Annotated in this window: 21 protein-coding genes, 1 tRNA gene and 1 pseudogene; 16 read left to right on the top strand and 7 right to left on the bottom strand. The window is 74.2% G+C overall.

The window, feature by feature from the left end:
- Nucleotides 1–280: 280 nt before the first annotated feature.
- Nucleotides 281–1,303, bottom strand: a complete 1,023-nt coding sequence (locus ACJ6WD_RS25370; RefSeq protein ID WP_407616553.1) for an NADP-dependent oxidoreductase — start codon at nt 1,301–1,303, stop codon at nt 281–283.
- An 88-nt stretch (nt 1,304–1,391) separates the two neighbouring features.
- Here ACJ6WD_RS25370 and ACJ6WD_RS25375 point away from each other — a divergent pair, with 88 nt between their 5' ends.
- The gene (locus ACJ6WD_RS25375; protein ID WP_233660914.1) at nt 1,392–1,868 is read left to right on the top strand and encodes a MarR family winged helix-turn-helix transcriptional regulator; all 477 of its coding nucleotides are present in this window, start codon (nt 1,392–1,394) and stop codon (nt 1,866–1,868) included.
- An 84-nt stretch (nt 1,869–1,952) separates the two neighbouring features.
- Nucleotides 1,953–2,576 (top strand): DsbA family protein, encoded by a 624-nt coding sequence (locus tag ACJ6WD_RS25380; protein WP_233660915.1) that lies wholly within the window; start codon nt 1,953–1,955, stop codon nt 2,574–2,576.
- Nucleotides 2,577–2,757: 181 nt separating this feature from the next.
- Here the strand turns inward: ACJ6WD_RS25380 and ACJ6WD_RS25385 are convergent, their stop codons facing one another.
- The 3 genes from ACJ6WD_RS25385 to ACJ6WD_RS25395 all read right to left on the bottom strand — a co-directional run bounded on the left by ACJ6WD_RS25385 (nt 2,758) and on the right by ACJ6WD_RS25395 (nt 5,022).
- Complete coding sequence (locus ACJ6WD_RS25385; RefSeq protein ID WP_331248405.1) at nt 2,758–3,138, bottom strand: VOC family protein; 381 nt, start codon at nt 3,136–3,138, stop codon at nt 2,758–2,760.
- Between the two features lie 391 nt (nt 3,139–3,529).
- Entirely contained in the window at nt 3,530–4,864 is a 1,335-nt protein-coding gene (locus ACJ6WD_RS25390; RefSeq protein ID WP_407616554.1) for a helix-turn-helix domain-containing protein, read from the bottom strand.
- Nucleotides 4,865–4,875: 11 nt separating this feature from the next.
- On the bottom strand, nt 4,876–5,022 hold the full coding sequence (locus tag ACJ6WD_RS25395) for a hypothetical protein (protein WP_233660917.1): 147 nt from the start codon (nt 5,020–5,022) through the stop codon (nt 4,876–4,878).
- Between the two features lie 330 nt (nt 5,023–5,352).
- On the opposite strand from ACJ6WD_RS25395, the gene ACJ6WD_RS25400 reads away from it, so the two are divergent.
- The 12 genes and pseudogenes from ACJ6WD_RS25400 to ACJ6WD_RS25455 all read left to right on the top strand — a co-directional run bounded on the left by ACJ6WD_RS25400 (nt 5,353) and on the right by ACJ6WD_RS25455 (nt 20,586).
- Nucleotides 5,353–6,390, top strand: a complete 1,038-nt coding sequence (locus ACJ6WD_RS25400) for a DUF3068 domain-containing protein (RefSeq protein WP_407616555.1) — start codon at nt 5,353–5,355, stop codon at nt 6,388–6,390.
- 293 nt (nt 6,391–6,683) lie between these two features.
- Nucleotides 6,684–7,907 carry a glycosyltransferase family 4 protein gene (locus ACJ6WD_RS25405; RefSeq protein WP_331250102.1) on the top strand — a complete coding sequence of 408 codons (1,224 nt, stop codon included), beginning with the start codon at nt 6,684–6,686 and terminating at the stop codon, nt 7,905–7,907.
- 7 nt (nt 7,908–7,914) lie between these two features.
- Nucleotides 7,915–8,640: a class I SAM-dependent methyltransferase gene (locus ACJ6WD_RS25410; RefSeq protein ID WP_233660920.1), complete on the top strand. Its 726-nt coding sequence runs from the start codon at nt 7,915–7,917 to the stop codon at nt 8,638–8,640.
- Nucleotides 8,637–13,046, top strand: coding sequence for an alpha-(1->3)-arabinofuranosyltransferase family protein (locus ACJ6WD_RS25415; RefSeq protein WP_407616556.1), 4,410 nt, complete (start codon nt 8,637–8,639; stop codon nt 13,044–13,046). Before ACJ6WD_RS25410 ends, ACJ6WD_RS25415 begins: the two co-directional genes overlap by 4 nt.
- Complete coding sequence (locus tag ACJ6WD_RS25420; protein WP_407616557.1) at nt 13,043–14,695, top strand: condensation protein; 1,653 nt, start codon at nt 13,043–13,045, stop codon at nt 14,693–14,695. The genes ACJ6WD_RS25415 and ACJ6WD_RS25420 overlap by 4 nt, the downstream gene beginning before the upstream one ends.
- Nucleotides 14,692–15,420 carry a bifunctional 2-polyprenyl-6-hydroxyphenol methylase/3-demethylubiquinol 3-O-methyltransferase UbiG gene (locus ACJ6WD_RS25425; protein WP_233661652.1) on the top strand — a complete coding sequence of 243 codons (729 nt, stop codon included), beginning with the start codon at nt 14,692–14,694 and terminating at the stop codon, nt 15,418–15,420. The genes ACJ6WD_RS25420 and ACJ6WD_RS25425 overlap by 4 nt, the downstream gene beginning before the upstream one ends.
- A gap of 205 nt (nt 15,421–15,625) precedes the next feature.
- Nucleotides 15,626–16,531, top strand: a pseudogene (locus ACJ6WD_RS25430) (DMT family transporter); the annotation flags it as partial.
- Between the two features lie 592 nt (nt 16,532–17,123).
- Entirely contained in the window at nt 17,124–17,327 is a 204-nt protein-coding gene (locus ACJ6WD_RS25435) for a hypothetical protein (protein WP_407616558.1), read from the top strand.
- Complete coding sequence (locus tag ACJ6WD_RS25440) at nt 17,324–17,587, top strand: Trm112 family protein (RefSeq protein ID WP_407616559.1); 264 nt, start codon at nt 17,324–17,326, stop codon at nt 17,585–17,587. Before ACJ6WD_RS25435 ends, ACJ6WD_RS25440 begins: the two co-directional genes overlap by 4 nt.
- Nucleotides 17,584–18,468 carry an FkbM family methyltransferase gene (locus ACJ6WD_RS25445; RefSeq protein ID WP_407616560.1) on the top strand — a complete coding sequence of 295 codons (885 nt, stop codon included), beginning with the start codon at nt 17,584–17,586 and terminating at the stop codon, nt 18,466–18,468. The genes ACJ6WD_RS25440 and ACJ6WD_RS25445 overlap by 4 nt, the downstream gene beginning before the upstream one ends.
- Nucleotides 18,452–19,099: a hypothetical protein gene (locus ACJ6WD_RS25450; protein WP_233661656.1), complete on the top strand. Its 648-nt coding sequence runs from the start codon at nt 18,452–18,454 to the stop codon at nt 19,097–19,099. The genes ACJ6WD_RS25445 and ACJ6WD_RS25450 overlap by 17 nt, the downstream gene beginning before the upstream one ends.
- Nucleotides 19,100–19,554: 455 nt before the next feature.
- On the top strand, nt 19,555–20,586 hold the full coding sequence (locus ACJ6WD_RS25455; RefSeq protein ID WP_016571861.1) for a rod shape-determining protein: 1,032 nt from the start codon (nt 19,555–19,557) through the stop codon (nt 20,584–20,586).
- A 125-nt stretch (nt 20,587–20,711) separates the two neighbouring features.
- Here ACJ6WD_RS25455 and ACJ6WD_RS25460 read toward each other — a convergent pair whose 3' ends face one another.
- Together ACJ6WD_RS25460 and trxA are read right to left on the bottom strand one after the other, a co-directional pair.
- Nucleotides 20,712–21,326 (bottom strand): histidine phosphatase family protein, encoded by a 615-nt coding sequence (locus ACJ6WD_RS25460; RefSeq protein WP_016571862.1) that lies wholly within the window; start codon nt 21,324–21,326, stop codon nt 20,712–20,714.
- Nucleotides 21,327–21,331: 5 nt separating this feature from the next.
- A complete protein-coding gene (trxA, locus tag ACJ6WD_RS25465; RefSeq protein ID WP_233661657.1) occupies nt 21,332–21,745 on the bottom strand; it encodes a thioredoxin in 414 nt (137 codons plus the stop codon).
- A gap of 486 nt (nt 21,746–22,231) precedes the next feature.
- Here trxA and ACJ6WD_RS25470 point away from each other — a divergent pair, with 486 nt between their 5' ends.
- Entirely contained in the window at nt 22,232–23,032 is an 801-nt protein-coding gene (locus ACJ6WD_RS25470) for an MBL fold metallo-hydrolase (protein ID WP_331250011.1), read from the top strand.
- Between the two features lie 163 nt (nt 23,033–23,195).
- Nucleotides 23,196–24,071, top strand: a complete 876-nt coding sequence (locus ACJ6WD_RS25475; RefSeq protein WP_016571865.1) for a glycosyltransferase family 2 protein — start codon at nt 23,196–23,198, stop codon at nt 24,069–24,071.
- A gap of 111 nt (nt 24,072–24,182) precedes the next feature.
- Here the strand turns inward: ACJ6WD_RS25475 and ACJ6WD_RS25480 are convergent.
- Nucleotides 24,183–24,259: transfer RNA gene (locus ACJ6WD_RS25480), tRNA-Ile, on the bottom strand.
- Between the last annotated feature and the right edge of the window lie 125 nt (nt 24,260–24,384).

Raw genomic sequence — 24,384 nt, forward strand, 5'->3', positions numbered from 1 at the left:
TGTGGTTCGCCGCGACTCGCGCCCACTCATCGCGACGGCTTGTCGCTGAGCCTAACGGGCCGCGGGGCGAGGACGGGAGGCGAGTCTCACAGTGCGGAGCCCGGGCCGGTCGGTGCACCGCGGTGAGGGGCGCCTGCCGGCAGCCCCGCCACCCGGGCCACGCGCTCCCCGCCGCCTCCGCGACCAGGCGAGGGCGGCTGGGCCGCGGGGCCGCGGGGCCGCGGGCGGAAGCGTCCGGCAGGGTCCGGGCGCCCGCCCGGACCCTGCGGTCCGCCGGGCCTCAGTCGGCCAGGCTCACGATCATCTTTCCGGTGTTGGCGCCGCGGAGCAGGCCCAGGAACGCCTCGACGCCGTTCTCGATGCCCGCGACCTTGGTCTCGCTGTACTTCAGCTCGCCGGAGCGGATCCAGGCGGAGACCTCCTCGACGAACTGCGGCTGCAGCGCCTGGTGGTCGCTGACCAGCAGGCCCTCCAGGCGGAGGCGCTTGCCGATCACCAGGGCCAAGTTGCGCGGGGCGGGGCTCGGCTCGGTGGCGTTGTACATCGAGATCATGCCGCAAATGGCCGCCCGGCCATGGACGTTGAGCGCGCTGATGGCGGCTTCGAGATGGTCGCCGCCGACGTTGTCGAAGTAGACGTCGATGCCGTCGGGGGCGGCGGCCTTGAGCTGCTCGGTGACGTCGCCGTTCTTGTAGTTGAAGGCGGCGTCGAAGCCGTACTCCTCGGTGAGCAGGCGGACCTTCTCGTCGGAGCCGGCGGAGCCGATGACCCGGGAGGCACCCTTGAGGCGGGCGATCTGGCCGACCTCGCTGCCCACCGCGCCGGCCGCGCCGGAGACGAAGACGGCGTCGCCCTCCTTGAAGTCGGCGACCGCGAGCAGGCCCGCGTACGCGGTCAGGCCCGGCATGCCGAGGACGCCGAGGTAGGCGGTGAGCGGGGCGAGCGAGGCGTCCACCCGCGCGGTGCGGGCGGCGTCCACGACGGCGTGCTCGCGCCAGCCGAGGCCGTGCAGGACGTGGTCGCCGACGGCGAAGCCCTCGGCGCGCGAGGCCAGAACCTCACCGACCGCGCCGCCGTCCATCGGCTGGTCCAGCTGGAAGGGCGGGACGTAGGACTTCACGTCGTTCATCCGGCCGCGCATGTACGGGTCGACGGAGAAGTGGAGGTTCCTGACGAGGATCTGGCCGTCACCGAGCTCGGGCAGCGCGGCCTCGCGGAGCGCGAAGTCGTCGGGGGTGGGCCAGCCCTGGGGGCGGGCGACGAGGTGCCATTCGCGGCTGGTGGTCGGCAGCGGTGCGGACATGAGCGTGATCCTCCAAATGCTTCAGATGCTGAAACAATCATGCGTCTGAATATTTCAGGTTGTCAAGCAATTGGGTATCCTGGTGTGTATGACTGCACGCCCAGACCCGCTGACCGTCGAGGTGGTCGATCTCATCGGCACCGTCGTCGCCCGCTTCCACGAGGAGTACGAGCGGGCCGCGGCCGAGCACTCCCTCACGGGCGCCCAGGCGCGACTGCTGCGGCTGCTGGCGATGGAGTCGATGCCGATGCGCAAGCTCGCCCAGTGCCTGAAGTGCGAGCCGTCGAACGTGACCGGCATCGTGGACCGCCTGGAGTCCCGTGGCCTGGTGGAGCGGCGCCCCGATCCGTCCGACCGCCGGGTCAAGCTCGCCGTGCCGACCACCGAGGGCCGGGCGACGGCCGAGCACCTGCGCACGTCGTTGGACTTCGCCCGCGAGCCACTGGGCCGGTTGACGGCCGCCGAGCGCACCCTGCTCAAGCAACTGCTCCAGCGGATGCTGGGAATGGGGGACGCACCCGAGGGCGGCGGGTCGGCCGAGGGGCCCGACCGCAGCGGCGCGTGACGGGGCCGGTCGTGGAATTGGCCCAGGAAGGCCGTGGCCGAGTGTCCCGGCGGACCGGGCCGGTGGCGGCTTAATCTGGACCGCATGACGCACCAGAGCCCCGCCCGCCACACCGTCGACTTCTACTTCGACCCCATCTGCCCGTTCGCCTGGATCTCCTCGCGCTGGATCCTGGAGGTGGAGCACCTCCGGGACATCGACCTGCGGTTCCGGGTGATGAGCCTGTCCGTGCTCAACGAGGGCCGCGCGGACCTCCCCGAGAAGTACCGCGAGCTGCTGGACGCCGGCTGGGGGCCCGTGCGGGTGTGCATCGCGGCCGCCCAGGAGCACGGCGAGGAGGTGCTGCGCGACCTGTACACGGCGCTCGGCACCCGCATCCACAAGGACGGCCGGGAGGACACCGCGACCGTCATCGAGGAGGCGCTGGCCGAGGTCGGGCTCCCCGCCGAGCTGGCCCGCGCCGCCGAGCAGGACACCTACGACGACGCGCTGCGCAAGAGCCACCACGAGGGCATGGACCCGGTCGGCGAGGACGTCGGCACGCCCACGCTCCACATCGACGGGGTGGCCTTCTTCGGGCCGGTCCTGATGGCGATCCCCCGGGGCGAGGACGCGGCCCGGATCTTCGACGGGGCACGGCTGCTCGCCGGCTACGACCGGTTCTTCGAGTTGAAGCGGACCCGCACCGGGGAATTCGACTTCAGCTGACCTCGGTTGACGGTGACGGGCGCGGCGGCCCCGTGGTCGCCGCCCGTCCCCTGCCCCGCGGCCGGCGCGGTCCGCACACCGCGCAGCGGCACGGGCCCCAGGACCGCGGCGGGGCGGGTGGGGTCAGCGGGGCGTGCGGGGTGCGCGTCGGGGCCTCGGACCGCACCGGGGCCCGGAGCCGTCAGAGCGGGTTGAGGCGCGCCTTGAGCAGGCAGAACTCGTTGCCCTCGGGGTCGGCGAGGACGTGCCACTGCTCCTCGCCGGTCTGGCCGATGTCGGCCGGGCGCGCGCCGAGCGCCAGCAGGCGTTCGAGCTCGGCGTCCTGATCGCGGTCGGTGGGGTTGACGTCGATGTGCAGGCGGGGCTTGCCCGGCTCCGGCTCGTCCCGGCGGCTGAGGATGAGCGTCGGCTGCGGGCCGCCGAACCCTTCGCGCGCCCCGATCTCGATGCAGTCGTTCCCTTCGCGATCGAGCACCACGAAGTCCAGGACCTCGCACCAGAACCGCGCCAGCACCTCGGGGTCGCGGCAACCGAGCACGAGCTCACTGATCCGACATGCCATCGACGAAACCTGCTCTCAGGGTGGGAACGGATGCGGCGGTCGCGCACGGAGCCCTGGGGGGTCCGCGGACGGAACGCGTTCGAGACCGTACCGGGCGAAGCACTCGGGTGCGAAGGGTTTTCCCGGGTCCTCGCGCCGCCCGACCTGATCGGCGGAAGGGGCCGCGGGCGCACGGTGGGGGAGCTGGCTTCGGCGGCGCCCTGGGGTGTGGGGGAACGGATCCCCCAGGGGTCGGGCGCGCCCCCTGCGGGGCCACAACGCCGGGGCGGGCGTGGGTGTTCCACGATCGGCGCGACGCGTGGGGCAGGCCCGCCGGGGCGCGCCGTCGGGGCGGTGTACGGGGCAGCGAGGGCGGTGCACGGGCCGGCGAGGGCGGTGCGTCGGCGGGTGGCTATCCGAGTTTCCCGCGCAGGCGTTGGGCGCGGAGGACCAGTTCGAGTTCGAAGCGGCGGTCCGGGTCGTCGACGTCGTCGCCCCACAACTCGCGGATCTGGCGGAGGCGGTAGCGGACGGTCTGCGGGTGGACGCCGAGCCGGGAGGCGATCTCGGGGGCGCCGCCGCGGGTCTCCAGCCAGGCGAGGAGGGTCTCGGCGAGCCGTCGGCCGTGCGTGCGGCCGCAGTCGTCCAGAGGGGCCAGCCGGCGGCGGGTGAGGTCCTCGATCAGCTCGCCCGGCGGCAACAGCACCAGCGCCTCGGTGTGCTCGGTGCACTGCAACAGCTCGCCCGCGGGCAGCAGCCCGCGCTCCATCAGGTCGACCGCGGAGGTCGCCCACCGCAGCGACTTGCCGGCGTCCAGCAGCGGTACGGCCGGGCCGATGGCGCCCGACCAGCCGGCCGCGGCGCGGGCCAGCAGTTCGCGGCGGCCCGGGGCCTCCGGCTCCGGCACCACCAGCCGGGGCCGTTCGCACTCCATGTCCAGCAGGATCCCGTCGGCCACCGCCGGCGCCACCGCCCCCCGGTCCGGGCGCAACAGCACGGCCACCGCGACCTGTTCGGGCAGCGGCCAGCCGATCAGGTGGGCGCGTTCGGCGAGCAGCGGACGCGGGTCCCCGTGGTCCGGTGCGGGCGCCGGCCCCCGTGGGGACGGCGGAGGAGAGGCGGGCGGGGGCGGACCGCCGGGTTCCAGGGGCGCGTGCGCGGTGGCGTCCCGGTGGCGGGGGCGCCCTTCGTCGGCCGTCGGGACCGGTTCCGCGAAGAGTTGGTCCATCAGCCGGCGCTGCATCCGCAGGCGTTCGCCGGCCTGGCGGGCGGCGGCCTCCGCGTAGCCGCGGACGGATTCGGCGACCAGCCCGTCGAGGTACTCGAAGCCGGACTCGGCCAGTTCGTACATCGCGGGCGCCGGAATGGCGACCTGCTGGCCGATCTCCGCCAGCCGGCGCCAGGCCAGGCGCACCCCCAGCCGGTAGATCGCCTGGAGGACGTCCAGGCTGCGGCCCTGGATGCCCTCGCCGCGCCCGAACTCCTGGAAGACCCGCGGGTGGACGTGCGGCCGGTCCGGGCCGGCGGTGAGATGCCCGACGAAGTGCTCCAGGGACTGGCGGATGCCCACCAGGGCCCGCGGCTCCCCCGACTCGTCCGGGACCAGGGGCAGTTGGGGGTATTCGCGGCGGATCTCCCGGAAGATCTCCTGTGCCAGCGCGGGGACCTCCTGAAGTGCCAGGGCGGCGAACCGGCGCACCTGGGCGGACGGCACCTCCCGCCACGCCGAACGGACCGCGGTCACCACGGCGGCCGCCCCTACGCGCCGGGCCGGCCGAAGGTCACCAGGGGCACGTTCGGCTGCTCGGGGGTGGATTGCAGGGCGGCGACGATGCCCAGCGCGGCGCCCACGGCGAGGGCGGTGGCGGCCAGCGCGGTCAGTGCGGCGGCGAGCGTGCGGTGCATGGCGCGGCGATCCCTTCGTCGGCAGCGGGTACCGGGAGGACGGCGCGGGCCGGTACCGGAGAGCGGCACGAGGAGCGCGTCGACGGGCCCGCGGCCGCGGGTCGGGCGGCCCTGCGGCTCCGCGGCCCGCGTCGGGCAGGCGGCTCGGGAGACCGGCGTCGGTGCCGCGTTCCCACCGCGCGGCGCCGCTTCGGTCACGGTGCCTGCCGAGTGTGGAAGGGCATTGACGCGCTGTCAAGGGTTCCCTTACGTTCCCGGCCCATGGCGCCGCGTCGCGGCGCCGCACGTGCACCAGGGCGTGTTCCCCTCACCGCTTCCAGGAGTGCTCGTATGCGTCGTTCCAGGCTTCCCGGCCGTCCACCGGTGGTCCCCACGGCCCCCACCCCCACCACCCCCACCACGCCCACCGCCCGCACCGCTGCGCCGCTCGCCCTGGCCCTCCTGGGTGCGGGCGTGTTCCTGCTGGTGCTGGCCCCGCTGCTGGCCTGGTACGTGACGCCGCGGGCCGCGGTCACCCCCGTCGACGTCGACGTCACCACGGTCTTCACCGGCACCGGCAGCTACTTCGACACCGGGGCGCTGGCCACCCGGGACCGGCAGCGGATCACCGTCACCCGGCATGTGCTGGGCGACGTCACGGCGAGCGAGCGGAGCGGGCGGGCCGTGTGGGACGTGTCCACGACGGTCGACACCCCGGCCACGCTGCCCCTGGCGGATCCGCGCCGGTCGTTCCAGTGGACCACCGGTCGCTGGGTCACCGACCGGCGCAGCAACGCCCCGGTGCACTGCTGCGGGGAGGGCCCCACCCGCTTCGACGGGGACGCGTACCTCAAGTTCCCGTTCGCGGTGCAGAAGAAGACCTACCGCTGGTGGGACGACACCCTCGGCGCGGCCGTGCCGCTCCGCTTCGCCGGCACCGTGCAGTTGTCGGGGATCACCGGCTACCGCTTCGCCGGGACCGTGCCGGCGACCCGGACCGGCACCCGGCAGGTGCCCGGGCGGCTGGTCGGCCGGCCCGGGCAGGGCCAGATCCAGGCGGAGGAGTGGTACGCCAACACCGGGATCGGCCTGGTCGTCGAGGAGCGCACGGGCCGGATCGTCGACGCGTCGATCTCGCCGGTCAAGACGCTGCGGGCCCCCGGCGCGCGGCGCGACGCGGTCGTCCTGCTGCGGGCCCGGGGGCTCGCGTTCACCCCCGCCACCCGTCGGGCGCAGGTCGCCCTGGCGCGGGCCGACGGAGCGAAGCTGGTCCTGGTCGGGCGGACCCTGCCGGTGACCGCCGGGGCGGCCGGTGGGGTGCTGGCGGTGGCCGGCGGTCTGCTGGTGGCCCGGGGCGGGCTGCGGGGCGGGCGACGCAACGGCCGCTGAGGCGGCGGGGAAGCGCCCGGTGAGGTGGCCGATTCTCAACGGCGTGCGGAGCGGGCGGGCGGGACCGGTGCGGATTTTGTCACCCCGGTGAGTAGCCGCGGCCCCGCCCGGCCGCGAACACTGTGCCTCCCAACCGGAACACGCCCCGCACCGGGCCGTCCCCACACGGCCCGCCGACCCCGCACCCTCCGCACGCCCCGCTCGCCCCGTACAACTCAGCACGACCCGCACGACTCAGCACGCAGTACGTCCCCCACCACAGGTACCGCACCCTGAGACGAGTTGGATCGCTCATGCCGCAGCGCGTCCCCCCTTCCCCACCGCTGCCCGGCGCGTTCCCCGCGCCCGCCGGGCCCGTCCCGCACCGCCCCCCGGCGCTGCGCCCGCCGGCCGCGGCCGACGCTCCGGCCGCTCCCCCGGAACCGGCCGCGGGCGCCGCCCCGCTCCCCCGCCGGATCGTGTTCCTGGCCCGCCGCGACCTGGGCAACCCCGCCGCCGGCGGCTCCGAGTTGCTGGTGGACCGGATCGCCGAGGGCCTCACCGGGCACGGCCACCAGGTGACCCTGTTGTGCGGCGGGCCGACGTCCGAGCGCGGCTACCGCGTCGTCTCCGCCGGCGGCGACGCCGGCCACTTCCTGCGCGTCCCCCGGCAGGTGACGCGCACGGCCGGCGGCTGCGACCTGCTGGTCGAGGTCTGCAACGGCATGCCCTACCTCGCGCCGCTGTGGCACCGCGGCCCGACCCTGTGCCTGGTCAACCACGTCCACACCGACCTGTGGCGGATGCGCTACCCGGCCCCCGCCGCCCGGCTCGGCCGCCGCCTGGAGCACTGGGCGCTGGCCGGCACCCACCGCGGCAACCTGATGGTCGCGGTCTCCGACTCGACCGCCGCCGCCCTGCGGGACCTCGGCGTCGCACCCGACCGGATCCGACTCGTCCACAACGGCGTGGAGGAGCCCGGCCCGCTCGTCCCCGAAGCCCCCGAACCGCTGTTCCTGGCCATGGGCCGGCTCGTCGAGTACAAGCGGATCGACCTGCTGCTGCGGCTGTGGGAGCGGGTCCGACCGGTCACCGGCGGCCGGCTGGTGATCGTCGGCGACGGCCCGGAACGCGCCCGGCTGACCGCGCTGGCCGGCCCGGACGTCACCTTCACCGGCCGGATCTCCGAACAGCGCAAGCACCAACTGCTGTGCTCCGCATGGCTGTTGCTGCACCCCTCGCTCGTCGAGGGGTGGGGCCTGGTGGCGATGGAGGCCGCCGCGCGCCGCACCCCCACCCTCGGCTTCGACATCCCCGGCCTGCGGGACTCCGTCGAGGACGGCACCACCGGACTGCTGGCCCGCGGCGAGAGCGCCTTCGCCGCGCACTGGTGCACCCTGGGCCTGAGCGCCCGGCGGCGGCACGCCCTGGGCGCCGCGGCGGCCGACCGCGCCGCCCGCTTCAGATGGAGCCGGACCGTCCGCAGCTTCCGGGCGGTGGCCGCGGAGGCGTACCTCCAGCCGTCCCCCGGGCGGTGACCGCCCCGTGCGCGACCCCTCGCTGCGCAGGTCCCTCGCCCTGTTCCGGGCCTTCCTGAACGAACCGACCGACCCCGACCACTGCTACCGGCTGCTCGCCCAGGACGCCGCCGACCAGATCGAACGGTACGCGCCGCTGCACGGCGCGGTCGTCGCCGACGTCGGCGGCGGCAGCGGCCACTTCACCGAGGAGTTCCGCCGCCGCGGCGCCCACGGCTACCTCTTCGAGCCCGACACCGCCGAACTCACCGCCCGCGGCCGGCCCCCCGGCGGCGCAGTGCGCGCCGACGGCTACCTGCTGCCGCTCGCCGACGGCACCGCCGACGTGTGCTTCTCCTCCAACGTCCTGGAGCACGTGGCCGACCCGCAGACGTTCCTCAGCGAACTGGTGCGGGTCACCCGCCCCGGCGGGCTGGTCTACGTGGCGTTCACCAACTGGCTCTCCCCCTGGGGCGGCCACGAGACGGCGCCCTGGCACTACGTGGGCGCCGAACGGGCCCGCCGCCGCTACCACCGGCGCACCGGCCGCCCCGCCAAGCACACCCTCGGCGAGAACCTCTTCGCCGTGCACGTCGGGCGCACCCTGCGGCAGGTCCGCGCCCGGGACGACGTCGCGGTCGTCACCGCCCGCTCCCGCTACGCCCCGTTCCTCGCCGAGACCATCCCCCGCCTCCCCGGCGTCCGCGAGATCGCCACCTGGAACCTCCTCCTCATCCTCCGGCGGTTGCCATGACCCAGACGCTGAAGATGTCCCCGTCCCCCGGAGCCCCCGACGCCGGCGGTCCCCAGGCCACCGCCCCCGCCCCACCGCCCGACGCCCCCCGGCGCAGGCGCTGGCTGCTGGCGTTCTGGGCCACCGTCCTGGTCGCGTTCCTGGGCCCCTCACCGGGGAAGATGACGTTCGAGACGAAGCTGGGGGTGGCCACCGACCCGTGGCGGTTCCTCACCGACCTCGGTCATCTGTGGCACGACCGGGCCGGGTTCGGCGGCCTCGCCGACCAGTACGTCGGCTACGCCTTCCCCTCCCTCCCCTACTACGGGGCCGCGCACCTCGTCCACCTGCCCGTCTGGCTCGCCGAACGGCTGTGGATGTCGCTGATCGTCACCACCGCCTTCTGGGGCGCGCTGCGCCTCGCCGAACGGTTCCGCGCCGGCACCCCGCCCACCCGGCTCCTGGGCGCGGCCTGCTACGCCCTGTGGCCGGCGTTCACCCTCGTCATCGGTTCCACGTCCGCCGCCGCGCTGCCGGGCGCCCTGCTGCCCTGGGTGCTGCTGCCGCTCACCGACCACCGGCTCGGCGCCCGCACCGCGGCGGCCCGTTCGGCCCTGCTGGTGCCCTGCATGGGCGGCGTCAACGCCGCCTCCACCCTGGCGTCCCTGCTGCCCGCGCTGCTGTACCTGCTCTCCCGGGCCGGGCCGCGCCGCCGCGCCCTGCTCGCCTGGTGGCTGCCGGGCATCGTGCTGGCCACCGCCTGGTGGGTGGTGCCGCTGCTCCTCCTGGGCCTGCACGGCGAGAACTTCATGCCGTTCATCGAACAGGCCGACACCACCACCGGCACCATGTCCGCCACCGAACTGCTGCGCGGCGCCGGCAACTGGGTCGGCTACCTCAACTTCGGCGAACCCTGGCTGCCCGCCGGCTGGACCCTGACCGGCAACGCCGTCGCGGTCGCCGGCTCGGCCCTCGCCGCCGCCCTCGGCCTGGCCGGCCTGGCCCGCCGCGACCTGCCCGAACGCCGCTGGCTGCTGCTGACCGTGCTGACCGTCGCACTGATCACCCTGGCCGGCTACGGCGGCGCCCTCGGCGGACCACTGCACGGCCCCTGGCAGGACTGGCTGAACGGCTGGCTGCGCCCGTTCCGCAACATCTACAAGTTCACCCCCGGCCTCGGCCTGGCGCTCGCCCTCGGCATCGCCCACCTCCTGGGCACCGCCCGCTGGGCCGGCACCGGGCGCCGCGGCACCCGCCTGCCCACCCGGCGGCTGCCCGCCGCCCTCACCGCGCTCCTCGTCCTGCCCGCCCTCGCCCTGCCCTACCTGGGCGGCACCGTCCTACAGCCCGGCGCCTTCCGCCAGTTGCCCACCTACTGGCAGCAGACCGCCGGCTGGCTCAAGGACCACACCCACGGCAGCCGCGCCCTGGTCGTCCCCGCCACCGCCCACGGCCTGTTCACCTGGGGCTCCCCCATCGACGACCCCCTCGACGTGCTCGCCCGCTCCCCCTGGGCGCAGCGCGACTTCGTGCCGTTCGGGACGCCCGGCTCGCGCCGTGCCCTGGACGCCGTCGAACAGGCCCTGCTCACCGGCGCCGACGTCCCCGGCCTGCGCGACTACCTGCACCGGGCCGGCATCCACGACGTCGTCGTCCGCAACGACCTCGACCCCGACCAGATCGGCTACGTCCCCCCGCAGACCGTCAAGCGCACCCTGGAGGCGTCCGGCTACCGCAAGGTCGCCGCCTTCGGACCGCTCACCACCGGCGGCCGGATCCCCACCGAAGCCCCCGTCCAGGTCCAGGGCCTCTACCCGCGCCAACGCGCCGTCGAGGTCTACCGGCCGCAGGGCGTCCCGGAGCCCGGTCCCGTCACCGCCCCCGCGGCCGCGGACACCGCCCGGCTCAGCGGCGGCCCGGAAGCCCTGCTGCAACTCTCCGCCGACCCCGCGCTGCGCGACCGCGCCACCGTCCTGGCCGGCGACCCCCACCCGGGCGTCAGCACCCCGCCGCTGCAACTCACCGCCGACGGACTGCGCCGCGCCGACACCCGCTTCGGGCTGGTCAACAGCAACACCTCGTACACCTACACCGCCGACGAGAGAAACCTCCCCGGCAGCGTCCAGGACCCCGGCCGACCGCCCCGGCAGATCCTGCCGACCGCCGGCACCGACCACCAGACCACCGCCGTCCTGCGCGGCGCCGCCTCGGTCACCGCGTCCTCCAGCGGCAACTGGCTCTTCCACCTTCCGCAGTACGACCCGGTCAACGCCTTCGACGGCAACCCCGACACCGCCTGGGCGGAGGGCAGCGCCGGCAACCCCGTCGGCCAGTGGATCCGCATCGCCTTCGCCTCCCCCACCACCCTCCCCGCCCACCTCCGGGTCACCCCCCTGCCCGGCGACGGGCTGCGCGCCGCCCCCACGGCCGTCCGCATCCAGACCGACCGCGGCAGCGCCGACAGCACCCTGCGCCCCGACGGCTCCCGCCAACAGGTCAACGCCCCCGCCGGCAAGGCGACCTGGCTCCAACTCACCATCACCGGCTCGCAGTCCCCACGCGCCGGGCTCTCCGGCGCCGGCTTCACCGACATCGCCATCCCCGGCGTGCAGGTGACCCGGATGCTCCAACTCCCCACCGACGCCACGCACTCCGACGCCCCCGCCGAGGTCGTCTCCCTCCACCGGGGCAGCGACCCCGGCGGCCTCTCCCCGGTCTCCGCCGAGGTCGGCCTGCACCGCCAGTTCAGCACCGCCCGCACCGCCCCGTACTCCGTCACCGGCACCGCGCTCGCCGTCCCCGGCCCCGCCCTCGACCGGCTCCTCGACAAGGTCGCCCCCGAGCAGAAGGACCGCATCACCGCCACCGCCGACTCCACCAGCTTCGGCTTCGGCCAGTCCCTCAGCCCCCGCAACCTCGTCGACGGCGACCTGACGACGGCCTGGATCGCCGGCGCCAAACCCACCATCCACCTGCGCTGGCCCGGCAAGAAGAAGATCGACCAGATCGTGCTCGCCGCGGCCGGCGGCATCTCCACCCGCCCCGAACAGATCCAACTCAACTCCCCCTACGGAGCGGCCACCGCCGGCGTCGACGACAACGGACTGGCCCGCTTCGATGCGATCACCACCGACCGCCTCGACATCACCATCAGCAAGGTCAAGGAACTCACCCTCAGCAACCCCGTCGCGGGCCAGGCCCTCCAACTCCCGGTCGGCCTCAGCGAGGTCTACCTCCCCGCGCTCGACGCCTACCGCACCCCCCGCCCGGCCCCCGGCGAACGGTTCTCCCTCCCCTGCGGCCAGGGGCCCGTACTCGCCGTCGACGGCATCCTGTACGCGACCGAGGCCGGCGGCACCGTCCGCGACCTCACCGACCGCCGCCCCCTCACCGTCCACCCCTGCGGCCCCGCCGTCCGCCACGGGCAGCTGCTGATGCGCGCCGGTCAACACCGCGTGGAAGCCGGCGACCAGGGCCCGTTGGCCCTCACGGACGTCACGCTCAGCCGGGGAACGACGACCGCCGGCGCCCGCGCCCCGGGCGACAGCCGGTCGGCGGGCCCCTCCGTGCGCTCCGCGCCCGCCCCGGCCCGGACCGCCACCGCCCGGCACTGGACCGGAGACCACCGCACCGTCGCCCTGGGCGCCGGCCCGGCCGCCTACCTCCAACTCCACGAGAACGCCAACGACGGCTGGCACGCCACCCTCGACGGCCGGGAACTCACCCCGCTGCGCATCGACGGCTGGCAACAGGCGTTCCTCGTCCCCGCCGGCGCCGGCGGCACCGTCGAACTCACCTACGCCCCGGCCACCACCTACCACCTGGGCCTCATCGGCGGCGTCCTGGGCCTCGTCCTGCTCCTCGGCGCCGCCCTGATCCGCCGCACCCCCCGCACCCCACCCCCCGCAGCACAGCAACCGCCCGCCCCGTCCTGGGCCGTGGGCGCGCTCGCCCTGACCGCGGTACTGGCCCTGGCCGCCGGCCCGTACGCACTGGTCGTCCTGCCCCTGGCCCTGTTGGCGCGGCTCCGGCCACGGGTGCTGGCGCCGCTGGCCGGCGCCGCGATGCTCGCCGCCGGCATCACGGCCGCCCTCGGCGCCGGCCACCCGGTCGCCGAGCGCCAGGGCGCCTTCAGCCCCCTCGCCCAGGCACTGGCCCTCCTGGCCCTCGCCGCTGCCGTCATCACCCTGCCGACGGCCACGCCCGAAACCGCCGGCACCGACGACGGGACTGACGACGGGACCGGCACCGCACCCACCGTCCCCGGGGCCGGATCCGTCGCCGCCGTCGCCGGATCCGCCGCCGTCGCCGGGGCGGAAACCGGGGCCACGCCGCCGGACACGCCAGCTCCATCGCCCACCGGCACACCACCACGGCCCGCGGATGCCGGACCTCCGTCCACCGGACGGGAGGACACCCCACGATGACCGCCCGGCTCCCCTTCCCCCTCGTGGACGAGATCTCCCGGCACTGCCTCCAGGACGACACCCCGGAGACCGTCCACATAGAGGTGCACCTCCCCGGCCGGCTCCACCACGAGGGCCTCCGCACCGCGTTCCACCAGGCCCTCGCCCGCCATCCGCGCGTCCTCGTGCGCCAGTTGCCGCCCCGCTGGTGGCACCGCCACTACACCTGGCAACTCGCGCCCGCACCGGACGTGGACCCGGTCGCCTTCCCGCCGCCCGGCCCCGACGCCCTCACCCGGGCCCGGACCCGCGCGCTCACCGACTGCCCACCCCTGGACGCCGCACCCCCCGTCCGCCTGGAGGTCATCGACCCCCCGCACACCACCGACGCCCCCCAGCCGACCGCTCCCACCGGCACCGTGCTGCTGCTCACCCTCCACCACACCGCCCTGGACGCCCCGGCCGGCCTCCGCATTCTGGCCACCACCGCCGACCTGTACCGCGAGGCAACACAGTCAGGGCCCACGCCACCACCGCCCACGCCACCGCCGCCCACGCCACCGCCGCCCACGGCACGAGCGCCACGACAGCAGGCGCGGAGCGAAGTGCGGGGAGAGCGGCGAGGAGAGGGGCGGACGGAGGCCGAACGGGCTGAGCGCGCTGAACCCGCCGAACGCGCTCAACGAGTCGCATCCCCAGCCCCAGCCCCATCGACTCCGTCGACCCCATCGCCCCCATCAGCCCTTTCAGTCCCATCGCCCCTATCGCCCGCACCATCCCCCTACCGCCCCGGGCCCCTCACCCGCCCCGCCCGCCTGGCCCCCGACCACACCGCCACCACCGCCGCCCCCCACCGCTCGACGCCACGCTCCCCCAGGCCCGGCAACGGAATGCTCCTCGCCGTACTCCCACTCCCCGCCCGCCCACACCACACCCACAGCACAGAGCACTCCCCGCCCTCCCCCCACACCGTCAACGATCAACTCCTGGTCGCCACCCACCTCATGGCCACCCACTGGAACGCGCTGCACGACCGCCCCGCGGCCCCCGTCATCGTCACCATGCCCATCGACGACCGACCACGAGGCCCCCACATGCCCATCGGCAACGGCACCCGCCTCACCCCGGTCGCTTTTCCCCCCACACCCAGCCGCAGCACCGCCCGCCCCCAAGCCCCCGCCCCCACCGTCACCCACCTCCTGCACCACACCGCGACCCGCACCCGCGCCCTGAAGTCCGCCACCCTGGGCCCCCAACTCGGCTTCCCATCCGCCGCCTTGACGTCCCTCCCGCTCCCCGTCGGGGCGCGGCGCGCCCTCACCCGCGCCCTCCGCGCCCTCGCCGCCCCCTGGACGCCCACGGCCCTGCTCTCCAACATCGGCCGCGTCCCGTACCCCCTGGACTTCGGCGACACGGGAGGCCGGGCGACCGCGGTGTGGTTCTCCGCCCCGGCCCGGATGCCGCGCGGCCTGAGCATCACCACCGCCACGACCCGCGACGGCGACCGCATCCACCTGGCGCTCCGCTGGTCCCGCGCGCTCCTCGACGACGCGGCCGCAGCCCGGCTGCTCGCCCTCTTCCGCACCTCCCTCGCCACCACCGCCTCGGCCACCACACCGCCCCCACCGGTGGGCTCCGCCCCACGGACCGAAGGAGGCGGCACCCCATGACCGCCCTGCGCGACTTCTACGAGAACCCCGCGGTGCCGGTCGCCTCCGGCGACGCCCGGACCAGGCGCCAGGCCCGCCTCCTGGCGCGTGCCCTCGGCCCCGTCCGCGCCGGCGCCCCGCCCGCCACCGTCTTGGACATCGGCTGCGGCGACGGCACCGCCGCGGCCACCGCCGCGGACGTCCTCACCGGCCACCGCGTCGTCGGCGTCGACTGGTCCCAGGACGCCCTCCGCCGCGCCGCCACCCACCTCGGGCACGTCGTCCGCGGCGAACTCACCGACGGTGGGCTGCCGTTCACGACCGGCTCGGCCGACGCGGTCCTCTTCAGCGAGGTCATCGAGCACCTCGTCGACCCGGACGCCGCACTGGACGAACTGCGCCGCGTCCTGCGCCCCGGCGGCCACCTCCTGCTCTCCACCCCGAACCTAGCCGCCTGGTACAACCGCGGCCTGCTGCTCGCCGGCGTCCAACCCGTCTTCTCCGAGGTCAGCCTGCGCGGCATCCACGGCCGCCCCGGAACCCACGTCGTCGGCCACCTACGCCTCTACACGGCCCGCGCGCTCCGTGCCTTCCTCACCGCGTCCGGGTTCGATGTCATCCGCATCGCCGGCGCCCCGTACCACGACGTCCCCCGCCCCCTCCGCCCGCTCGACCGCGCCGCCTGCCACACCCCCTCCCTGTCCTCCATCCTCCTGGCCCACGCCCGCCCCAGATACGCTCCGTAATCGAACCGGGAACAAAACTACATTCCGTAATCGTTGCCGAAACAGCAAGGAAAGAGGCCCCCGCAAGGCCCACCCGAATCCGCCCCGACCCCCAGCCGCCCAGAACGCCACCCCCCAGCCACCCCGAACGCTCCCCTCAGCCGCCCCGAAGCCCTCCCGAAGTCACCCCAAGCCATCCCAAGCCATCCCGAGAGGAGGTAGGCCAATGCTCTGGTGGGGCGTGGCGTCCGCACTCCTCGCCAACGTCCTGTACAGCACCGGCTTCGTCCTGGAGAAGCGCGCACTCGCCACCCTCCCCGCCCTCACCACCCGCCGCCCCGCCCAACTCGTGCGCCACCTCCTCAGCAGCCCGCTGTGGCTCGGCGGCTCACTCGCCCTGGCCGCGGGCTTCGGCGCCCAACTCGCCGTCTACCGCACCCTCCCCATAGCCGCCGCCCAAGGCATCTTCATCTCGGGCCTGGTCCTGCTGCTGCTCATGTCCTCCATGGTCCTGGGCGAGCGCACCAGCGGCCGGGAGCGGCAGGGCATCGCCGCGATCCTGCTGGCGCTCGTCCTGGTCGTCGCCTCCCTCCGGCACGACGACGCCCGCACCATCGCCCGCACCGCACCACCCACAACCCTCCTCGCCCTCGCGATACCGTCCCTGGCCATCGGGCTGCTGCTGTACCGCTCGGCGGAACGGCGCGCCCGGCGCCGCCACCGCCGACCGACCGCAGGCGTCCCCTACGGCGTGGCCGTCGGACTCCTCTACGGCGTCAGCTCGCTGGCCATCAAGGGCGCCTCCGGCCTGCTCGACCTCCACGACCTGCCGGCCGCCGCGGCAGCACTGCTCCGCTCGCCCTACCCGTACCTCCTCCTCATCACCGGCACCACGGGGCTGGTCCTGTCGCAGACGGCCCTGCAACGGTGCCGCGCCTCGGTGATCGTCCCCGTCTGCACCACCGTGACCTGCGTCTTCACGGTCGCCTGCGGCACCATCGCCTTCGGCGAACCCCTACCCGGCGACCCCGTGCGCCTGGCCCTGCGACTGGGCGGCATCGCAGTGGCACTGACGGTCCTCCTGACCCTGCCCCGCCACGAAGCCCCCGCCGCCACACCCGCACCGTCACCGCACGGCCGGCCAAGCCTGGCGCCCACGCACCCACACCCGCACCCGCACCCGCACCCGCACCCGCACCCCAGCCTGCCCGCACCATCCGCCCCTCGCCCGACCGCGCCCCCCTCCGGTCCCTCTCGCCCTGTCAGTCCCTCTAGCCCCTCCAGTCCCGCCAGCTCTTCCGAAAGAGCGCCGCTCGCATCGAGGTCGGCACCCAGGCTCGCTCCCCCAGCCGCACCGCCACCCGACGCCCGCATCTCAACATCCCTACAGACAAACGCAGTTGGGACAGATGGGGATGCAGACGCGACCGCAGAGAGGGAGATGGGGCTGGGAACGGGTCCGGGAACAAAGCCGAGGCCGGGTCCGGGGCTGGGAACGGAGCCGGGAACGACGCCGGGTCCGGTTCCGGGAACGACGAGAGACGAAAGGAGAGACGAGAACACAAGGACAAGGAAGGCAAGGACAAGGAAGACCCGGAGCACCACTCACGAGCTCCACGCCCCGCAACGCACAAGACCCGAGCCATGAACCAGGCACCACCTGCGCCCCGTGCACCCCTCGCACCCCTCGCAACCGAAAGCACAAACCACGAAGGGATTGACCAATGACGGAGTGGACCGAGTTGATCGAGTTGACGGAGTCGACGGAGTTGGCGGAATCGACGGAATCGACGAGGTTGGTCGAGTCGGCGGAATCGAGCGACGGCCGCATCGGGCACAGCAGGGTCGATCACGGCAGGGTCGATCACGGCAGGGTCGATCACGCGGTGCCCGCCGGACACGCGCGGCAGGCAGGGGGCGAGTCGTGAAGGCGGACGATGCGCTGTTGAGGATCCTCGCGTGCCCGATCGACAAGGGCCCGCTGGCGCTGCTGGCCGCCGAGGGGGCGCTCTACAACCCGCGGCTGCGGCGGCGCTATCCGATCCTCGACGGGATTCCGCAGTTGCTCCCGTCTTCCGGGGAGCAACTCTCGGACGCGGACCACGAGCGCGCCGTGCGTCAGATCGAGGAGGCCGCGGAAGCCGAGGCGGAAGCGGAGGCGGAGCAGACGGAGGGGGCAGGGTCGTGACGCTGGCGGCGCGGGTGGGGCCCTGGCTACCGGGGCGGCTGGTGTCGGCGCTGGCGGCCGGGCTCTACCCGCGCTTCGAACCGGAACTGGGCCGACTGCACGACCTCTGCCCCGCCGGCGGCACGGCCGTGGACGTAGGGGGGTGGTACGGCCCGTGGACCCGGCGCCTGGCCCGGCACGCGGACCGGGTCGTCACCATCGAGCCCGTCCCCCATCTGGCCCGGGTGCTGGCGTCTGTCACCCCCGCACACGTCGACGTCATCTCCGCCGCCGCCACCGACCACACCGGGTGCGCCACGCTCTGGCTCCCGCCCGGTGGCCGGGGCGACCGCGGGGTCTCCTCCCTCGTACGCCGTGATGTGCACACCGCCACCCTGGACGTCCCCTGCCTCCCTCTGGACACACTGGACCTCACCACCGTCACCCTCATCAAGATCGATGTGGATGGCGGCGAACTGGCGGTCCTACGCGGCGCAGCACGCACCATCGAGCGCGAACGACCCGCCCTCTTCATCGAATTGGAGACCCGCATCCAGCCGCTCGCACCCGTTTTGGAGTGGACCGCCGCCCGCGGGTATCGCGGCTGGGTCCTGCCGCATGACCGCTGGCTGCCGCTGTCCGACTTCGATCTGCCCGCCCATCAGTCCCGCACCTCCCACGTCGCCGAACACGGTCTGCTGCGGCGCTCCCTCGCCCCGCACCGCCGTTACGTCAATTCCGTCCTCTTCCTGCCCGACGGCCTCCGCCCGGGCCCCGTACGCGCCCCACGCACCCCACGCGCCGCGCACACGTCCCGCACCCCGCGCACCCCGCCGGCCCCCGCCCCCGCGCCTCCCCCCGCCGGCATCCACGACCATGTCCATCATGACCCCCGCCACTGACAACGCCCCGCCCGCCGGCTCCGGCACCCCCTCCGACCTGCCAGGACCCCTCGCGTTCCAGCTCGTGCTGCTGCGCCGGATGGCCGACCACCAACCGGTTCTCGTCGAGGACGCGCTCCGCCAACTGGGCGTCACGCGCGCGCAGATGCGCGAGGCCAACCGCCGCTGGCAGGCACGGATGCACAACCCGCGGGCACGCGCCGGCCTCCAGCCGTACCGGGCGCTGCTGGGCACACCCGAGGCCACGGCCGCCCGCCGCATCGGCGACCTGACCTGCAAGGCGCTGACCTGGCCCGTCCCGCTCTGGCCGGACCTGCGGTTCGAGGTGCTCACCGCGCCCGGAGGTAGCGTCTGGAACGCCTGGCTGGTCCGCGCCCCCGGCGCGCCCGCCCCGGACCTCCGCACGACCGCGGACCTCGTGCCGTGGTCCTGCACGGTCGACGAGGTCGCCCGCGCCTTCGCCCCGGCCCGCCCGATGGAGGGCAGCGCCCCCACCCGCTGGCGCCTCGCCTGCACCGCCCCCGGCCCGGACGGTCCGCCGCAGGACGTCATCGCGGAATTCGCCTGGGGCCTCTACCAACGCCGAGCGGAGCCCACGAGCACCGGCCCCACCACCACGGGAACCCCGTAGCCATCGGCTCCGCCGTCTCCAGCAGCTCCAGCAGCTCCAGCAGCTCCGACAAGCCTCGTAGCAGCGATGCCGCCGAAGTCGCACCGTCACTGACTGACCGAGTAACTAACTGACTAGGCATCACATCACTGCGCCCAAGCGTCTGATGTCACCCCATCAGATGCACCACGCGTCCACGAGCCCAGGGCCCCACGATCCCGCGGCAACACCCCCGCGACCACAACCCCACGCCCTACACCCCACCCCCCGAACACCCCCTGAACAGGCCAAAAAGCCTCTCGCCCCACCCCCCTCTCCCCCCTCTCCCCGCCCCCGTCCCCCGAGCGGACGCGCTCAACAGGCGGGCGTCGGTGCGGGCCACGAGGATGGCGCACGAGCGCTTACGTGCGGGCGCTCGTGCCCAGATACCGGCCCACCGGGGACGTTCACACCGGCCCATCGGGGAGGAATCCACCATGACCATCAGCCTCGCCCAACTGCGGCGCTGCTCGGCCGCCGTCGACCTCGGCGCGGCCCGGACCAGGGTGTACGTCAAGAACCAGGGGCTGGTCGTCGACGAACCGACCGTCGCCGCGGTCAACACCCGTACCGGGTCGATGCTGGCCGTGGGCGCCCAGGCCGAGCTGATGGACGGCCGCACCCCCGACTACATCCGCGTGGTGCGGCCGGTCTCCAACGGGACGGTCGTGGACATCGACATGGCCCAGCGGCTGCTGCGCCACCTGGTGGGCGACAAGTTGCGCAAGACCTGGCGGCGGCGCCCCACGATGCGGGCCGCGGTCTGCCTGCCGTACGGCAGTGAGCCGCTGGCGCAGCGGGCGGCGGTGGAGACCCTGACCGGGCTGGGTGCCCGTCGGGTCGAGCTGGTCGACACGCTGGTCGCGGCGGCCGTCGGCTGCGGGCTCCCGGTGGAGCAGCCGGAAGCGACCATGATCGTGGTGTGCGGTGCGGGTACCACGCAGGTCGCGGTGCTCTCGCTCGGTTCGATCGTCGCCGCGGAGACCGTTCCCGTGGGCGGCAACGCCATCGACCACGCGGTGATCCAGCACCTCCGGTTGCACCACGAGTTGATGCTGCCGAACCAGTCCGTGCGCCCGCTGCACCTGATGCTGTCCGGGGACGGCGAGCTGACCCCCGGTTCCACGGAGGTGCACGGGCGGGACGTGGTCAGCGGCCTCGCCCGGTCCGTGCACGTGGACACCGAGCGGGTGCGGCGGGCCATCATCACCCCGTTGACGGCGATCCTCGACGGCATCGGGGCGGTGCTGCGCCGCTGCCCGCCGGACCTCGTGGCCGACCTCGGCGAGCGCGGCATCATGCTGGCGGGTGGCAGCGCGCTGATCCCGGGGCTGGAGCCGATGATCCACGAGGCCACGTCGATGCCGGTGCACATCGCGGACCAGCCGGGGACCTGCGCGGTGCAGGGGCTGGGCGCCATGATCGAGGGCAAGGTGCAGCCCCTGCACCTCGACCCGATGGCACCGTGACCCCGGTCCCACTTCCGGTCCCACTTCCGGTCCCGCTCCCAGTCCCAGCTCCAGAACCAGAACCAGAACCAGCCTGAGCCCGGCCCGAACCGCACCGCACCGCACGAGAACTGGCCCCGCTCCCGCTACAGGCTCCGGGCGTTCCAGGCGACGACCGCGGGACGGTCGTGTTCGGTGCCGAGGACGCCGACCGCGCCGGTACCGAAGGTGAAAAGTCCGCCCGCGGAGGCCGGAAGGCCCAGCCGGCGGGCGGTCAGCACCCGCAGGAAGTGGGCGTGGCCCACGAGTGCCACGTCCCCCTCGTCGCCCTGGTCGTCCTCGTCGCCCGTGAGGTGGGGTGCGATCAGCGCCAGTACGCGGTCGGCGCGCGCGCCGACCTCCTCGGGCGACTCCCCGGGGTGCTCGGCCGGTCCCGGAGCGACGCCGTCGTCGAAGAGGTACCAGTCGGGTCTGCTGCGGTGGATCTCGGCGGTGGTGATGCCCTCGTCCCCGCCGTAGTCCCATTCCCGCAGGTCGTCGAGGACGTGCGGGGTGGGCAGCCCGGCGAGTTCGGCGGTGCGCAGGGCCCGCTGCATCGGGCTGGCGTAGACCCGGGCGACCTTCCGGCCCGACAGCAGCGGGCGGAGGGCGCGGGCCTGCTCCTCGCCGTCGGTGGTGAGCGGGAGGTCGGTCCAGCTGGTGTGCCGGCCGTCGCGGCTCCACTCGGTCTCGCCGTGGCGGACCAGCAACAGCTCGCTCACTCGCCTTACGCCTGCTCTCCGCTGCCGGCCTGTCCCTGCTGCCCCTGCTGGTCCTGCTGGGCCTGGGCCTCGGCGACCGAGGCGCGGACCTCGTCCATGTCGAGGGCGCGGGCCTGGCCGATGACGTCCTCCAGGGCGGCCTCGGGAAGCGCGCCGGGCTGGGCGAACACCGCGATGTTCTGCCGGACGATCATCAGGGTGGGGATGGAGCGGATGTCGAAGGCGGCGGCGAGCTCCGGCTCCTTCTCGGTGTTGACCTTGGCGAAGACCAGGTCACCGTGCGTCTCGGACGACCGCTCGAACACCGGCCCGAACTGCTTGCAGGGGCCGCACCATTCGGCCCAGAAGTCGATCAGGACGAAATCGTTGCCGGAGACGATCTCGTCGAAGTTTTCCTTGGTGAGCTCCACGGTGCTCATATACGCGCTTCCCTACTTACGGGCCGTCGTGGCTTCGGCGGGTGACGCCGGCGCCTCGGGGACGGCTGTCGTCTGTGGCTGGTTTCGGCTGTTCGGTTGGTTCGTTGCGGTGTACGACGCTACGGCGGGCCTGGTGGCACGCCGCACGCGGGCGCGGTCCGCCCGGCACTCCTCCGTTACGGCCGCTGTCACCACGTTCGTGACAGTTTCCGTAACAGCAGCACCCCGTACGGTATTCCGCACACCGCACCGCCCGGCTCCCCTGCCCAGGCCGAGCCGCCCTAGACGTGCCGTGGCCGAGATCACCTGCCCGGGCCCGCGTGACGGGGCTCAGCTGTCCGGCAAGCGCCCGCCGGCGCCGCCCCGCTCGCGCGGGACCGGCGGAGCGCCGGGTCGCCGCCGCTCGGCCCGTCCGCCCGTACTGCCGCGCCCCACCCCCCGCCCTACGATGGACGGGGGGCCGCTCCGGAAGGAGGCGTCGGCCCGATGGACGCGACGGACACCCGCGTCGACGAGATCGCGGACGGGATCTACCGGATCTCCACGTTCGTGCCGGACGTGGCCGCGCCGGCCGGCTTCACGTTCAACCAGTTCCTCATCGACGCGGAGGAACCGCTGCTCTTCCACACGGGCATGCGCCACCTCTTCCCGCGGGTCTCGGAGGCCGTCCGCCGGGTGGTGCCGCTGGACCAGTTGCGCTGGTTGGCGTTCGGGCACGTGGAGGCCGACGAGTGCGGCGCGATGAACGAGTTCCTGGCCGTGGCTCCGCGCGCCCAGGTGGCGCACGGGCTCCAGGGTTGTCTGGTCTCGCTCGACGACCTCGCCGACCGGCCGCCGCGCCCGTTGGCGCACGGCGAAACCCTCGACCTGGGCGGCAAGGAGGTGCTGCGGCGCCGGGTGCTGCACCTCAACACCCCGCACGTGCCGCACAATTGGGAGGCGCGAGTGCTGTTCGAGGAGACCACCGGCACGCTGTTGTGCGGGGACCTCTTCACCCACCTGGGCAACGGCCCGCCGGTCACCGACCACGATCTGGTGGAGCCGGCGCTGGACGCGGAGGAGGTGTTCCGCCAGACGTCGTGCCTGACGGCGGCGGTGGAGACGCTGCGTTCCCTGGCCAGGCTCGCGCCCTCGACGTTGGCGGTGATGCACGGCTCGTCGTACGGGGGTGACGGGGCGGCGGCGCTGCGCGCCCTGGCCGACGGCTATCAGGAGCGGTTCGGCCCGGAGCGGGAGTTCGCCGCCCGCCCGAGTGCGCTGGCCGGCGCCAGCGCCCCCCAGGGCTGACGGCCACCCCTCGGGCGGGCCGTCGCGGTCGTTCGTCCGGGCCGGTGGAGGCGTTGTCGAGCGCGTCGCGTCGGGATGTCGCGGTGGCTGCGTCGTGGCGCGCAGCGGTCTGTGGCGGCGGCTAGCATCGCTGAAGAGACCGCCAAGAACGGAGTGTTCATCTGTGCGTCAGCTGCGCGTAGGCGTCGCCATCTTGACCATGGGAAACCGCCCCGCCGAACTCCAGGAGCTGCTGGATTCGGTGGCGAAGCAGGACCTTCCGGCGACGCACATCGTGGTCGTCGGCAACGGCTCGCCGCTGCCCCCGCTGCCCGAAGGCGTCACGGGCGTGTCGCTGAGCGAGAACCTGGGGGTCTCCGGTGGCCGGAACGTCGCCCTGGACGAGCTGCGCAAGCTCGGTGACCTGGACGTGGTGGTCGACCTCGACGACGACGGGCTGCTGATCAGCCCGGACGTCTTCAGCCGGCTCGCGGAACTGTACGAGCAGGACCCGAAGTTGGGGATCGTCAGCTTCCGCATCGCCGACGAGCTGGGCCGCACCCAGCGCCGCCACGTGCCGCGCCTACGGGTCGGCGATCCGCAGCAGGGCGGACTGGTCACGACGTTCCTCGGCGGCGGGCACGCGTTGTCCGTGCCGATGCTGGACCGGACCGGCGGCTGGCCGGACGAGTTCTTCTACGCCCACGAGGAGACCGATCTGGCCTGGCGGGCGTTGGACGACGGGTGGCACATCCGCTACGCGCCGGAGATGGTGCTCCAGCACCCGTACACCTCGCCGACCCGGCACGCGGTCTACCACCGGATGGTCGCCCGGAACCGCGTGTGGCTGGCGAAGCGCCACCTGCCGGCGGTGCTGGTCCCCGTCTACCTCGGCGTGTGGGCGGGGCTGACGGCCGTCCGCAGCCCGTCGGCGGCGGGTCTGCGGGCGTGGGCCGCGGGCTTCGCCGAGGGCGTCCGGACCCCGTGCGGACGCCGGCGGCCGATGCGCTGGCGCACGGTGTGGCGCATGACGCGGCTGGGGCGCCCCCCGGTCATCTAGCCGGACGTGCGGCACCGTGCACAGGAAAGGCCCCCGCGTTTTCCCGCGGGGGCCTTTCCTGTCTTTCTCGCCGTGTGCCGTCAGGCCAGATCGTTTCTGCGCCAGGGGCTGTGGTGGGGCGGGTGGGACTCGAACCCACGGCCGACGGATTATGAGTCCGCTGCTCTAACCGGCTGAGCTACCGCCCCTCACGGCGCGTCGCGCACATTTGTGCGCGCCGTCTGCCGCAGCATAGCCGCTCATACGATCTGCTGCCCGTGCGGGCTGCCGTCGGGCGACCTTGCACGCCCAAGAGGACTTCGATCACCGGGGA

It is taken from the genome of Streptomyces sp. VTCC 41912, from assembly GCF_045799175.1.
In the GTDB taxonomy this organism is placed as follows: domain Bacteria; phylum Actinomycetota; class Actinomycetes; order Streptomycetales; family Streptomycetaceae; genus Streptomyces; species Streptomyces albulus_C.